General features: G+C 37.4%; 14 protein-coding genes and 2 other annotated features. Of the genes, 5 read left to right on the top strand and 9 right to left on the bottom strand.

Going from position 1 to position 14102, the window contains the following annotated elements; genetic code table 11:
* The first annotated feature begins 398 nt into the window (after window positions 1-398).
* Window positions 399-637, top strand: a binding site (T-box leader).
* A 92-nt stretch (window positions 638-729) separates the two neighbouring features.
* On the top strand, window positions 730-2301 hold the full coding sequence (locus AC3CH7_RS19875) for a 2-isopropylmalate synthase (RefSeq protein ID WP_036162389.1): 1572 nt from the start codon (window positions 730-732) through the stop codon (window positions 2299-2301).
* 47 nt (window positions 2302-2348) lie between these two features.
* Here AC3CH7_RS19875 and metG read toward each other — a convergent pair whose 3' ends face one another.
* The 4 genes from metG to rsgA all read right to left on the bottom strand — a co-directional run bounded on the left by metG (window position 2349) and on the right by rsgA (window position 6590).
* The gene (gene metG / locus AC3CH7_RS19880) at window positions 2349-3983 is read right to left on the bottom strand and encodes a methionine--tRNA ligase (protein WP_036162391.1); all 1635 of its coding nucleotides are present in this window, start codon (window positions 3981-3983) and stop codon (window positions 2349-2351) included.
* A gap of 57 nt (window positions 3984-4040) precedes the next feature.
* Window positions 4041-4301, bottom strand: a binding site (T-box leader).
* A gap of 110 nt (window positions 4302-4411) precedes the next feature.
* Complete coding sequence (locus AC3CH7_RS19885) at window positions 4412-5059, bottom strand: HAD-IA family hydrolase (protein ID WP_012295901.1); 648 nt, start codon at window positions 5057-5059, stop codon at window positions 4412-4414.
* A gap of 15 nt (window positions 5060-5074) precedes the next feature.
* On the bottom strand, window positions 5075-5500 hold the full coding sequence (gene fosM / locus AC3CH7_RS19890; RefSeq protein WP_031416589.1) for a FosM family fosfomycin resistance protein: 426 nt from the start codon (window positions 5498-5500) through the stop codon (window positions 5075-5077).
* 10 nt (window positions 5501-5510) lie between these two features.
* A complete protein-coding gene (gene rsgA, locus AC3CH7_RS19895; protein WP_196243927.1) occupies window positions 5511-6590 on the bottom strand; it encodes a ribosome small subunit-dependent GTPase A in 1080 nt (359 codons plus the stop codon).
* A 391-nt stretch (window positions 6591-6981) separates the two neighbouring features.
* Here rsgA and AC3CH7_RS19900 point away from each other — a divergent pair, with 391 nt between their 5' ends.
* Complete coding sequence (locus tag AC3CH7_RS19900) at window positions 6982-8064, top strand: type III polyketide synthase (RefSeq protein ID WP_031416591.1); 1083 nt, start codon at window positions 6982-6984, stop codon at window positions 8062-8064.
* Between the two features lies 1 nt (window position 8065).
* A complete protein-coding gene (locus AC3CH7_RS19905; RefSeq protein WP_012295905.1) occupies window positions 8066-8608 on the top strand; it encodes an isoprenylcysteine carboxyl methyltransferase family protein in 543 nt (180 codons plus the stop codon).
* A gap of 18 nt (window positions 8609-8626) precedes the next feature.
* On the opposite strand, the gene AC3CH7_RS19910 is transcribed toward AC3CH7_RS19905, so the two are convergent.
* On the bottom strand, window positions 8627-9814 hold the full coding sequence (locus AC3CH7_RS19910; RefSeq protein WP_012295906.1) for a GTP-binding protein: 1188 nt from the start codon (window positions 9812-9814) through the stop codon (window positions 8627-8629).
* A gap of 175 nt (window positions 9815-9989) precedes the next feature.
* Here AC3CH7_RS19910 and rpmG point away from each other — a divergent pair, with 175 nt between their 5' ends.
* On the top strand, window positions 9990-10139 hold the full coding sequence (rpmG, locus tag AC3CH7_RS19915; protein WP_012295907.1) for a 50S ribosomal protein L33: 150 nt from the start codon (window positions 9990-9992) through the stop codon (window positions 10137-10139).
* A gap of 76 nt (window positions 10140-10215) precedes the next feature.
* On the opposite strand, the gene AC3CH7_RS19920 is transcribed toward rpmG, so the two are convergent.
* The 4 genes from AC3CH7_RS19920 to AC3CH7_RS19935 form a co-directional block, all read right to left on the bottom strand.
* On the bottom strand, window positions 10216-10935 hold the full coding sequence (locus tag AC3CH7_RS19920; RefSeq protein ID WP_447402598.1) for a hypothetical protein: 720 nt from the start codon (window positions 10933-10935) through the stop codon (window positions 10216-10218).
* A gap of 11 nt (window positions 10936-10946) precedes the next feature.
* Window positions 10947-11228 (bottom strand): hypothetical protein, encoded by a 282-nt coding sequence (locus tag AC3CH7_RS19925; protein ID WP_230584499.1) that lies wholly within the window; start codon window positions 11226-11228, stop codon window positions 10947-10949.
* The gene (locus tag AC3CH7_RS19930; RefSeq protein WP_036217671.1) at window positions 11218-11796 is read right to left on the bottom strand and encodes a hypothetical protein; all 579 of its coding nucleotides are present in this window, start codon (window positions 11794-11796) and stop codon (window positions 11218-11220) included. The genes AC3CH7_RS19925 and AC3CH7_RS19930 overlap by 11 nt, the downstream gene beginning before the upstream one ends.
* A gap of 86 nt (window positions 11797-11882) precedes the next feature.
* Window positions 11883-12521, bottom strand: a complete 639-nt coding sequence (locus AC3CH7_RS19935) for a BMQ_0737 family morphogenetic spore coat protein (protein ID WP_012295911.1) — start codon at window positions 12519-12521, stop codon at window positions 11883-11885.
* Between the two features lie 250 nt (window positions 12522-12771).
* On the opposite strand from AC3CH7_RS19935, the gene AC3CH7_RS19940 reads away from it, so the two are divergent.
* A complete protein-coding gene (locus AC3CH7_RS19940) occupies window positions 12772-13956 on the top strand; it encodes a hypothetical protein (protein WP_488381844.1) in 1185 nt (394 codons plus the stop codon).
* Window positions 13957-14102: the final 146 nt, after the last annotated feature.

A 14102-nucleotide genomic window follows, 5' to 3' on the forward strand; every position in this document is an offset into this window, starting at 1 on the left:
CTCACTAGCAACTTGTAAAGTAGCTCTCTTACCAACCTGACGCTTCCCTAAACAAACACAATAGATTTACGTATTGCTCTAAAGGAGGCAAAAAAATAACTGCATGCACACTTTGTCTACATGTCTATACGCATTGATAACCCCCCATTCAAGGACTTCCTTTAAAGCAAATTGTACCTTCTAAATCAAAGACAAATTTCTTCTTTTCTTCTACCTTTCTAACGTTCATTCACAACTTTTATTTTCTAACAGACATTGCTTTTTTAGTAGCCATTTATTTACTTCACAATTATCAAATTTTTATCAAAACGAGCACTACTTTAGACAGAATTAAAAAAATTTTTAGAAAATTATTGACAGGTTATTAATATCCAAGTAATATTGCTTTCAACAACACATTGCAGGCCAAGATTGGAAATAGTAAAAATGGTGATGTACTTGTAGAGAGCCGATGGTTGGTGTAAATCGGTAGACACACATTTTGAACTCGTCCATGAGCTACTCCCTGAACAGTCTAGTAAGGGATGTCGGTTTCCCCCGTTAACAGGATAGACAGTGATAGCTGTCGATAAGGGGACTTTTTCTGTACAGAGAAGGTCAATTAGAGTGGTACCGCGAGCATAAACTCGTCTCTATTTTTAAATAGAGATGAGTTTTTTTATTTTTTAGTGAATCATTGGCCTACGTGTAGCTTTTAGATACTGATAACTACAAGAGGAGTGTTAAAGAATGGGAAGAAAAATTTGGGTATTTGATACAACATTACGTGATGGTGAACAGGTGCCAGGAGCTAAGCTAAATTTATATGAAAAAGTAGAAATAGCACAGCAACTGAAAAAATTAGGTGTCGATATTATCGAAGCTGGATTCCCCGCTTCATCACAGGGAGATTTTGATGCTGTCAAAGCTGTAGCTGAGAAGGTCGGTACTACTGGCGATATTATGATTACAGCATTAGCACGTGCAGTAAAGGCAGATATTGATGCCGTCTACCATGCTGTGAAATACGCTGAAAACCCTATGATTCACATGGTTCTTGGGACATCCGATATACATGTGGAGAAAAAATTTAGTAAATCAAAAGATCAAATTCTGCAAATTGGAGTAGATGCTGTAAAGTATGCCAAAACTCTTTTGCCTCAAGTTCAATATTCCACAGAGGATGCATCTCGTTCAGATTTTGAATATCTTTGGAAAACAATTGAAGCTGTTATGAGGGCTGGTGCCACTATGATTAACGTACCTGATACAGTCGGATTTGCAGAACCAGAAGAATTTGGTGAGATGATTTTTAAATTAAACAACCGTATGAAAAATTTAGACGACAGTGTCCTTCTTAGCGTTCATTGCCACAATGACCTTGGAATGGCAACTGCAAATACGCTTGCTGCCATAAAAAATGGTGCCGACAAAGTCGAATGTACAATTAATGGTATCGGTGAACGCGCAGGTAATGCGGCATTAGAAGAAGTCGTTATGGCACTAAAAACGCGTAGCACTATCTATAATGCTGATACTCGTATTAACACTAAAGAAATTATTAATACCTCTCGTCTTGTTTCTAGTTTTATGGGCTTAGATGTTCAAGTCAATAAAGCTATTACGGGAGATAATGCATTCGCCCATTCATCGGGTATCCATCAGGACGGATTACTAAAATCTCGTGATGCTTATGAAATTGTGCACCCTGAAGACGTTGGTCTTGATGATATGGAGCTAGTACTGACAGCACGTTCTGGCCGACATGCTGTGAAAAATGCTCTTGAAAAGTTAGGGTTTTCAAATCTTTCTACAGATGAATTTGAGGGAATCTTTGAAGGTTTCCTAAAGCTAGCGGATGCCAAAAAGGAAGTATACGATCACGATTTATACGTTATTGTTGAAAGCTATTATGAAAAACATGATGCTTCTCACAAGAATGCAACTCACTATAGTGACCAATTCTTTGATATTGAAGATTTACAAGTCGTCAGCAATACAAGTTTCCCTTCAGCGAGCGTTAAAGTACGGAAAGGTAACGAAGTATTGAAGGCTAGCGCAGTTGGCTCAGGTCCAATTGATGCTCTCTATTCTGCCATTGCAGAAATTACAAGCATGGATGTAAAACTAGTGGAATATAATATCAATAGTGTTTCGCGCGGCAAAGAGGCGCTAGGAAAAGTAAAAATCACGATCGAGCATGAGGGTGAAAAGTATATGGCAAAAGCTGCAGATACTGACATTTTAAAAGCTAGTGCCCTAGCCTATATGAATGCCATCAATAGCATTGTCGTGGCCAAATTAACACCTGTTATGAATTAAACAAGAAAAGCAGTATGGCCTCATTCAGCCATACTGCTTTTTCAAGTCTAGCGACTATCCCTTACTAACTTTTGATATTCTTCTTCTATTAGTTCAATGTCCAGCCGTTCAAACAAAGGTGTTATGTCTTCAATGGTTTTAGGTAACTCTACTTGCTCATGCCACATTATTTCATCTATTCCTAACATATCTCTTACCTTCGCTGCTGAAAACGGTAGAAATGGTTGTAGTAATTGTCCGAGATTGGCAATGATATAGACACAGGTAGCTAGTGTACAATTGCCCGCCTCCACATTTTCTTTTACTTGTAACCATGGCTGTTGTTCATCGAAGTAACGATTAGCTCCACGAATATACTCAAAAATGGTCTCTAACGCTTGCTTGAAACGGCCTCCCTCAATAAGAATACCCACTTCATTAAATAGCTGAATAGTTTGTTTACGAATAGTACTATCCACTTCAGCCTGTGGCACTTGACTAGCAAAGGATTTCTCTATAAATTTCAATGTTCGGTTCACAAAATTACCATAGGCACCAAGTAATTCACCGTTATGACTGTAAATAAATTCTCGCCATGAAAAATCAGTATCGCGATTTTCTGGTGCATTAGTCGTTAAGAAATAGCGAATAGAGTCAGCATCATAACGACTTAAAATATAAGGAACCCATACTGCCCAGTTTTGACTCGTCGATAATTTGCGTTTTTCTAATGTTAAATATTCATTAGATACGATATGTGTCGGTAAAGCTTGCACACCTAGTCCCATCAAAATAGCTGGCCAAATAACTGTGTGGAATGGAATATTATCCTTACCATGGACATAATACGAAATCGTTTCTTCATTCCATAAGTCTTCAATCGCCATATGATGTTGCTTTGCCCATTCTAGGCTAGCAGTTAAATACCCCGCCACTGCTTCAATCCACACATATATTTTCTTACCATCAAAGCCAGGAACCGGAACATCTATTCCATTTGGTAAATCTCTCGTTACTGCTCGGTCAGGAACGCCCTCTGCTAAGTAGCGCTCTGTCAATCCTAATGCATTATCCCTCCAACGTTTCTCTGCCTTTGCCTCGGATAAGAAGGACTCTAATTTCCCTTGAAATTGACTAAAGGTAAAATAAAAATGTTCTGTCTCTCGAATTACTGGCTCATTCCCACATATTTTACAGCTCTTATCGATTAAATCTAGTGGGTCTAAAATTTCCGAGCAGTTATCACATTGATCTCCTCTCGCCTTTGCACCACAATTTGGGCATATACCCTCTACAAATCGATCTGGCAAAAATTGCTGATCTGTCTCACAGTAAGCCTGTTCAATTTTCTTTTTATATAAAAAGTGGTTGGCAAGTAGCTGTAAAAATAAGCCCTTAACGGATTCATGATGGTGCTCTGCATCCGTTCTTGTGTATAAATCATAAGTAAATCCTAGCTTATTAAAACATTTTTTAAATTCTTCATGATAATGATTAGCAATCGCCTCGGTTGTTGTGTTTTCCTGAGCTGCACGAATAGAAATTGGTGTACCATTACAGTCACTACCCGATACGTATAATACTTGTTCACCTTTTTGACGGTAATATCTGGCCAAAATATCACCTGGTAATAATGCGGCTACATGCCCTAAATGCAAAGAGCCATTTGCATACGGCCAAGCGCCTCCAATAACGATAGTCATTCTAAATTGCTCCCCTCTCATTAAAAATGGTAAAAAAAAATCGCCCTAATCAAATCTGATTAGGACGAGTCTACCCGTGTTACCACCTATATTTACAAATAGCTCACACTATTTGCCTTATTCAGTACGTCTTTTTTTAAAGTAAGAGATACTGCCGCTGTTGTAACGAGTGCCCATCTCGTCGTAATCTACTTGCTATAAGCTTTCGGTACGAAGCTCAAAGGTCATTTTCAAAAGGATTCATTTACCTCATTTCCACCAACAGAGGCTCTCTACAAAATGCTATTCCTATCTACTTTTCCTTTTCAATGCTTTATCTATAGGATTGGCACTATTCTACGCTTTATTACGATGAAATGCAATAATTGTCGTTAAGTCGCTTCCATTTTTTCGAATAGGCTCACCTAATGTTAATGGGTTTATCATAATTAGCCTAACTCTATGTTTAGTAACTCCGTTAAATCATCTATCACAATATGTGCCTGTTGCAATTCATGGTCCTGAGCAAAGTCAAAGCGAGCACCTATTGAAAGTAGCGCGTTATCGCGGGCAGCTTGAATATCGGAAGAACGATCACCAACTACCGCCCCGTCCTGAATTCCATTGTCTTGCATTACTTTTTTCACTAAGTCTGATTTATGACCGCTAGCAATGGATTGAATGCTGTAAGTCCCCTTTATAAATCGCTCTAATTGATAGGTTTCTACAATTGCCTGTAAATAGTCAACCTGTCCATTACTCGCTATGTATAACGGATAGCTTTTTGACAATGTGGCAAGAGTTTGCTCAGCATGTGGATAAAGCGCACCTTTACGACTACGGATTTGCTCCGTCAACTTTACATGAAAGAGCACATTGCTCTCCTCACGTATGTCTACTGAATGCATTGGACATAAGGTCTCCCATACTACCGGTAGAGGAACACCCATAATTTCACGGTATTTTTCAATGGGTGTTTCTCCCTGCCATAAGCCCTTTGTACGCAACACATCAAATGTGGCATCTAGCGCAGGTTCTAAAATAAGATTTGTTTGAAATAAAGTGCCATCCATATCAAAAATAAAAGCTTTCGTCATAAAATCACTCCTTGCTTAATGATTAAAAAACTCCATATGTAACTTCTCCTTCTTATAATAATCCAAACGATCTTGTAAAGTCCCCGTATGAAATTCAAACTTATGTCCATCAGGATCGGTAAAATAAATTGATTTTTTATCTCTTTCATCTCTTTGTCGGCCATCTAAAATAAGAACCTTCAATTGTACTAATTTATCATACATTTTATCGAACTCATCCTCAGAGATCGTGAAAGCGATATGTGTATAGGAATATTGAATGTCATTGCGCGGTATATCTTTTTCAACATTGAGGGCAAGCCACAGCCCATTTACATCAAAATAGGCTGTGCTGTTTCCCTTTACAAGTAACTTAGCACCGAAAACATTTTCATAAAATGCAATGGATTTCTCTAGATCAGACACTGAAAAGAGTAGATGATTTATGCTTTGTACTGTCATATGTGTGCTCCTATTTGTTTTTTCCCTTTTTTACACCTTTAGAAATTTGCTTCCACTTACGTTGCTCCTCGAGCTTTGCCTGGACATTTGTTTTACGTTCCATGTAAGCTAATTCTCTTTGTAGCTTAAAATAGCTTTGCAAACGATTTTGATCAAGTTCACCATCAGCAATAGCTTTTCGCACTGCACAATGCGGCTCTTTTTGATGGGTACAATCACGATAACGGCAAGCTTTTGCTAATTCCTCAACATCTTGAAAGCTGGATGATAAACTATCACCTTGATTCCATAACTGTAGCTCACGCATTCCGGGCGTATCAATTAAACAGCCACCTGAGGGTAATATCACTAGCTCTCTATGGGTCGTTGTATGACGTCCTTTTGCATCGTCTTCACGAATGTCTGATACCTTCATCAGCATTTCGCCACACAGAGCATTCGTCAATGTAGATTTTCCTGCACCGGAGGAGCCCAGCAATGCTCCAGTGACCCCTTCAGTAAATAAGGCCTGAATTTCCGTTAAGCCTTCTCCAGAAATAGCACTCGTTACGAAAATATCTACACCCAATGCTACTGACTCAACTTCTTTTACTAAGTTTGATTCATCCTCGCATAAATCTGCCTTTGTAAGAACAATAATAGGCTTTGCACCTGAATCCCAGGCAGCTACTAAATATCGTTCCAAACGGCGAATATTAAAATCAGCATTCAAGCTCATGACTAATAACACAATATCCACATTCGATGCAACAATCTGTTCCTGTATCTCTAGACCAGCAACTTTTCGCGAAAAGACAGATTTTCGTTTGAATAACTGATGAATAATTGCTCGTTCCTCACCAGGCATTTTCTCTACCAGCACCCAATCGCCCACTGCCGGATAGTCTTCACGAGCTAAAGATGTATAGGCATAATGACCAGCGATTGTTGCAAGCCATTCCCCTTCTTGAGCTAACACTCGATAGGAATGCTTATGCTCTAAAGTGACCCTCGCAGGCACACAATTTTTAAACTTAGATTGTTTTTTCATTTCTAATATTTGCTCTTCAAAATATTTTGTAAAACCTAATGTTGTTAAATTCAAATTAATTTCCTCCTAAATATGCGTTTCTATGAGGCTTCTGTGCAGACTTCCACAAGAAGCAATTATCTTGATTCAGCAAATTTGAACCACGATAAAAAAACCTTGTACCTGCATAATTCGGCAGTTACAAGGTTTCACACGCACGTTTAAAGGATATACAAGTACATCGAGCTATGCACGACGTCTCTTTGTATATATTAGGCGTGTGAAATGAAACAAACCGAATTGCAGTTCGCTAAAAATAGATTTATTCATCATGTCACATCACCTACTTTCCATTTAGTTGTTACCAATATATACAAAATTTTAGGAATTGTCAAATACAATATTATAAGCATGTATCTACTTCCTCAACGCATAGAATGTACAAGACCAATAAATGCGAGGAGATGTTGAATTGCCTAAAATCATTTCTATTAGCACACATCAACCACCTTACACATTACAGCAATCAAATGCAGAGGAACTAACAAAAGAGCTTTTCTATGAAAAAATCCCAAAATTAGAACGCTATCTAAAGGTTTTCGAAAATGGTGGAATTGAAACACGTCATTTTTGTGTACCACCTGAGTGGCATCGTACAAATCACTCATTTGAGGAGCGAAATAATTTATATATTGAACTAGCTACACAATACAGCGTAAGCGTCATTCAGGCATGCTTACAAAATGAAGCCTTCTTACATTCACCCATTTCTCCTGAAGAAATCGATGCCATCATATTTGTTAGTAGTACGGGAATTTCAACACCTAGCATTGATGCTCGTATTATGAACAAGCTTACTTTTTCCGATCGATTAAGACGTATTCCATTATGGGGCTTAGGCTGTGCGGGAGGAGCAGCGGGTGTTAGCAGAGCCTTTGATTTTTGTAAAGCACACCCAAATGCAAAGGTGCTTGTTGTTTGTGTTGAATTATGTAGCCTCACATTTCAGCCAAACGATTTTTCTAAAAGTAATTTAATTGGGGCTTCGCTTTTTGCTGACGGTGCTGCCTGTATGCTCGTGTGTGGCGATGAAATCATGATTGATACAAAAAAACCATCACCAGCTATTCTAGCGACAGGCTCTAAATGGATGCCTAATTCAGAAAATGTAATGGGATGGGACATTAAAAATAATGGGCTTCATGTCATTTTTCAAAAAAGCATTCCGGCTATTATTACTAGTTGGCTTGGACCATATATTGAACAGTTTTTACTGGAACAAGGAATTTACAGTGAACAGCTTACTCATTTCATTGCACATCCTGGAGGAAAAAAAGTATTAAAAGCCTATGAAGACACACTTTATCTTTCTTCTCAAAAAACCGACATTTCTCGGGAAATATTACGACAACATGGTAATATGTCTTCGCCAACCGTGTTATACGTGTTAAAACAATTTATGTTACATGAAGGACAAGTGGGGGATACAGGTTTACTCGTCGCTCTTGGCCCTGGTTTTTGTGCAGAAGCTGTATTATTAAACTGGAGGGAGTAGCATGATCTTCTATTTAATTGTGACGCTTGTCATTCTACAAAGATTGACAGAGGTTTTCATTGCTAAACGAAACGAGAAATGGATGTTTTCTCAGGGAGCTTATGAGGTAGGTAACTCTCACTACTCTTATATGGTCACTATGCATATTAGTTTCTTCTTGTTTCTAATTGTTGAAGTAGTAACAAATAACAATGGTATTTCGCCCTTATTCCCATTACTTTTTATTTTGTTTGTAGCCGTTCAGGCATTGCGTATATGGTGTATCCGTTCTTTGGGAACATTTTGGAATACAAAGATTCTCATTCTACCTCACGCACAAGTTGTGCGTAAAGGTCCCTACGAATTTATGCGCCACCCTAATTATGCCGTCGTTTGCTTGGAAATTCTCCTTCTACCTCTTATGTTCCAGGCATATTTTACAGCGTTTTGCTTTACACTATTAAACATTACAATGCTATCTGTACGAATCCCAATAGAAGAAAAGGCTTTACGAGATGCCACTAATTATAATCGAGTGTTTGAAAAGAAGATTTCGGAGTCGTAGCCGAAATCTTCTTTTTTATTAATGCCATTCCCAGTTAAACGGATCTTGTAGTTGTTCCCACGGGTTACGAAACTCTTCATCTGTTAATAAACAGCTGTCCAACTGTTTGAAAATACGTTCTTTATCTAAGTCAATACCAATAATAACAAGTTGGGTCATGCGATCTCCAAACTCGCTATCCCAGTCTTCCAACACCTCTGGACTTTGTTGGAAAACATCTTCCTGCTGAGCTTTTGGTAGTGCAGCTACCCAATAAGAAACAGGTTCAATTTTTGCAGATGAACCTGCCTGTGATAGCAATAACGCAACATCTTGATGTTTAGCACTCCAAACAATCCCCTTTGCCCGCACAATTGATTGGGGCATGTGGTCACACCACTCGACAAAGCGCATCGGATGGAATGGCTTTCTACTTGTATAGGTAAATGAAGATATCCCGTACTCCTCCGTCTCCGGCATATGGTTTTCATGCCCCAACTCTAATTCTTTTAACCAGCCAGCTGATTCTGATACACGCTCGAAGTCAAAACGGCCTGTATTCAAAATGTCAGTAGAATCAATTTCACCATTAACCGTTCGGATTATTTTTGCCTCGGGCTGTAGTGCGCGCAATATACCCTCTAACCGTTCTAACTCTTCTATTGAAACTAAGTCACACTTATTTAATACAAGGACATCACAAAATTCTATTTGATCAATAAGAAGGTCTGCAACATCCCGTCCATCTAATTCACCAATTGCTTCCTTACGCTCTAATAAACTCTCTCCTGATTGAAAATCATGCCAAAAGCGATGCGCATCTACGACCGTTACCATCGTATCCAATTGACAAAATCTCGTTAAATCTATGCCGAGCTCTTCATCTAAATAGCTAAATGTTTGTGCAACTGGAATCGGCTCACTAATACCTGTCGATTCAATCAATATATAATCAATATTGCCAAGCTTCGCAAGACGTTCCACCTCCTGTAATAAATCTTCTCTCAATGTACAACAAATACAGCCGTTGGATAACTCCACAAATTTCTCTTCTGTTCGTGAGATACCGCTGCCATTTGCAATAAGCTCAGCATCAATATTAATTTCACTCATATCATTCACAATAACAGCAACACGTAAATCCTTTTCGTTTTGCAATACATGATTCATCATTGTGGTCTTACCAGAACCTAAGTATCCACTTAATACAGTCACAGGTATTTTCATTGTTATCTCTCCAACTCCTTAAATCGTAATCATTACTATTTACAATTTGTAATTAAAACATATAATTTTATAAAATGCAAAGCTTTTTATTATATACGAAATTAAACTTGACAATTTACAACCTAAAATATATTGTTTAAATCGTAATCATTACTATTTAAAAGGAGGCATAATTATGCGCGTACAAATAACTCTAGCCTGCACAGAAACTGGTGATAAAAACTATATCACGACGAAAAATAAACGTAATAATCCAGAGAGATTGGAGCTTAAAAAGTATTCCCCTCGCTTAAAACGAACTACTTTACATCGTGAAACAAAGTAATTTAGCAGTAGTTAATTAATTGGGGACTGTTTCAAAAGGGGTATGCTTACCCCCTAGAAACAGTGTTTTATCCCATCTATTCTCTATTTATTTCGAATGCAAGCTCGTTCAATTTTTGATCGAGTTCATCAAGCATTCGTAATCTATAATCGATCTGCTCGTCTAGATTAATAGATCCATTCATTTTTACTCTACTGTCATCAGTTTGATTTTTATAGCCTTTTATCTCATTCGTTAGTTTTTCGATTTCTTGATTTTTCGTCTCTAATTCTTTGACTAATTGTTGACATAGGCTGTCCGTCTCTACTTTGTCTCTATAGGATTGTTCTATTGTCTCTACGATACGTTCCATTTGTCCACCTGTAACGATGGTAAAGTCATGTAATCTTTTATCAAGCCCTTCAATCATTGACCTATAGTTTTTATCTTCATTAGATACGTTAACGCTGTCCTTTAATAACTTATTTTCTGCTCGCAACTCATTTAGCTCTTTTAATAAGGACTCTATCGAAGTAATTTGTTTTTTCCTTTGTAACTCTCGTTTTTGTATCTCTTCATCATATGCTTCCAATTCCTTATCAAAATCTCTCTTCAACTTTAATAGCTCCATCGAGAGATCTTTTCTGAGTCTTGTTAATTGTATATTTTCCCGTTCAAGCCGTAGCACTAATGCATAATAATCACTATCCCTTAGCCTTTTCACTTCATTTTTATATTTGGCTAATTCGGCCCTTAAAAAAATTATCATTTGTTGGAGCTGTAGAGGATCATTGTTTTTGACAATATCGTTGTCCATCCTTGCACCTCCTAGCCTGAAAAACTTTTTAGAATTTCAATGACTTCTTCAAACTGTGCTTTACTGTCATCTAACACCTCATCTAGTTGTTTTAACCACTTTGTTTGTAGCTTCGAATGTTCATGTTGTTCAAAGATATTATTTTTTTCCCCAGAGACAAGATAGCCAATTAATTGTTGCAATGTATCTTTTTCAAGAAAGGCAAAGCTATTATCTTGTACATTACGGCGGTTAAGCTGGTCCTTCAGCAATTGTTGGATTACGCTACTAAGCTCTTGTTTTTCATGATCCACCACTGTTTCCCTCCTGCGTTTGACTAATTCCATTGAGATTAATTGGGTTTAACACAACCACACCATCTGTTAGCTGATCACAATATGTAAAACCCATAATAGTGCCAGAATACGATAAATTATGGGACCATTTAATTTGAAAATTGGTAAATGAAATCGTTTCATTTGGTTCGATGGTGGACTTCCCTACTGGTCTAAGCCAATATTCCTCTTTACTAGACTTGTCATTAAAACGTTCCCAATTACTTTGCCCCTGTGTCTTTAAAGTAGGTGTGTAATTTTCGTGAACATACCTTCCCGAGAAATAAAACGGAGAATCTTTCGGTAATTTAATACATAGATATGGATTTGTGACGGGTGTTTGACCAATATTACGAATATGGTAGGAGCCTAAACAAAGACTTTCTTGCTCAGAGTCATAGGATATATTGAACGAGGATGTAAAATAACTGATTAGACTAATCTTATTTTGAACTGCTAGCTCTTCTACCAGCTTTTTTATTTCTTGAACATACATGTTTGTCTGTTCTTTCACCGCTTGTATCTTGTCTTCTATTCGTGTTATCACTTAATGCCCCCTTACTATGATTCATAAAAAAAAAGAGAGGATAACCCTCTCTTCATGATATGACTTTCCTCTATTTGTTAGCACTACTAACCAACAGTTGGGAAAATAACTGGGCATTGTTGTGGACGAACCGCAGTTGGACATGTGAATGGTAAATCTGCTCTTGGTTCGCAGAAAGTTGCTAAAAATTCCACAGTAACTGGGAATGTTGATTGAATGCTTTGGCAAACAGCAACAGTAATTGTTAACGCAGAAAACGTAATTGCACCTGCTGCAGCTGTAAGTGTACCAGTTGTACAAACGAAGCAATCTAAATCTGTATATAGAATTTCTACATCTGTACCCTTAGGTGCACATAATGTCACTTGCTCACAGCGTGAAACAGGAATCTCTGCGCTTGTGAACATTGTTCCATTTGGTAATGTAACAACGATCGTAAGAATGAAATTCTTTTGAATATTTAAATGTTGTAGACAAACAGTTGATCCATCGATAGAGAATTGGCGATTCTCACGGTTTAGGATCACAATTGGATTTGTAGCTGCTGGAATTACTCGACATGTAACAATAGCACCTGTTAAGTCAGTAGCTGCTGTTACGCCTGGGAATGTAATTGCTCCAGTTGGTGAAATATCAAATGACATTTCCTTTACAATCCAGTCATATACCTTATCAACATTTATACAAATCAGTTCCTGCGCCTGGGATGGCATATGTTCTTGCATCCTTTTGACACCTCCATAAGTTTTTTATCTTTCGTTTGTAGCATATGTTTTTCAGCTATAAGTGCATGGGCTAATAAATAGTTACATTGGATATTTATAAAAATCAGCGACAATCATTTTGTCTTACAGTTCTTTCTTTATAATAAGAACTAAAATGTTGAAGGAACAGGTATATTTGTAACAGAAAGTCAATATTTTTAATAAACTAATAATGGAATGAAAGGGGTGAACTACAATGGAGGAGTCAAAATTGTATACCACTCAAGAAATTGAAAATTTAAAGCAAAAAATTGAAACCTATAGAGAATCGTTATCATCATTAAAAACGGGATCGTCAATTGAAGATTTCCTTTATATGAAGCAGGGGTTTGATGGACTGAAAACACAGATAGCCCATTTAGAGGGGATTACAGAGACATTGGATACTAAGCAAAATTCCTATATAAAAGGATATGATGATCAAATAAGGCTTCTTTCCATACAGATTGAGTCTCTGAATCAAACCATGGAAGAAATGAATCAAGAAATTTTAGCAGTTTTAAACAAATTATTAACTGTTGAAGGAAATGATACAACAACCATTTCTCCCGCCATTAAAATGCCTTCTCAAACTTCGGCTACTCATTTGCCTAGACAACAACCTAGAATGACACAGACAGCAGATAAAACTACGATAACATCAGCACAACCATCTTATAGACTATTACAAAGTTTGGCAGGTAAAGCCATAAACCACCAACAAAATGTCAATAATAATGGGGCTCCACCTCCTCACAATGACCAGCAGGTAGCTAAACCAGAAGAGCGGCATTTTAATCAGCAATATTTTCAATCCATTAATACGCATCCAAGCCATATATACAATGGTTTATTCAGAAACACGACAGTTGAATCCACCTTCCATTTTAAAAATGCCACGGATGCAAAGGAAGTTCCAGTAAGTGTTTATGATCCATCTGCTGTACAGCCCACTTTAAGTGAGGAAAACATCGAGAATGATCATTTACTATCAACTATTGTTCATGAATCGAGTACTGGAACCGAAAAATTAGATGATCCTACAGAGGCTGTGCCAACGGAAAATGAACGTAACAACCATGAGATTTCCGAAGTAACTAAAGGATCGTTTGAACAGGTTAATTCAGAGAAACTTAGCAAGACAGTTAGTGAAGACACTACTGCAATAGCTAGTGAGCCTCTCAACGAAGTCATTTCAGAAACAGTAGCACAGCCAGCTGACACAGTTGAAACACATCATTCTCCTTCAATCGAAACAGAAGAGTATGTCGAAGTGTATAATTCTGAAGCAGTCTATGAGGTTCATCCATCCCTGGAAGAAGAAAATAAGCAACCTGATCCTGTAAATATGCCGATTGAGGAAGAAAATAAGAAGGGAAAAAATTCATTTTTTGATTTCTTTAAAAGATGGAGTTAAATTTATCACTTTATAAGACGTCCACTATGTATGAAAACACATAGTGGATGTCTTTTTGTTTCAATAGAAAATTGATTTTATGAAATCATTGAATTTATAGGAGAGGTAGATATTTGCCCTTCCCCCCTTTTCACATATGAATAGAA

The sequence above is a fragment of the Lysinibacillus sp. F12 genome (assembly GCF_057773605.1).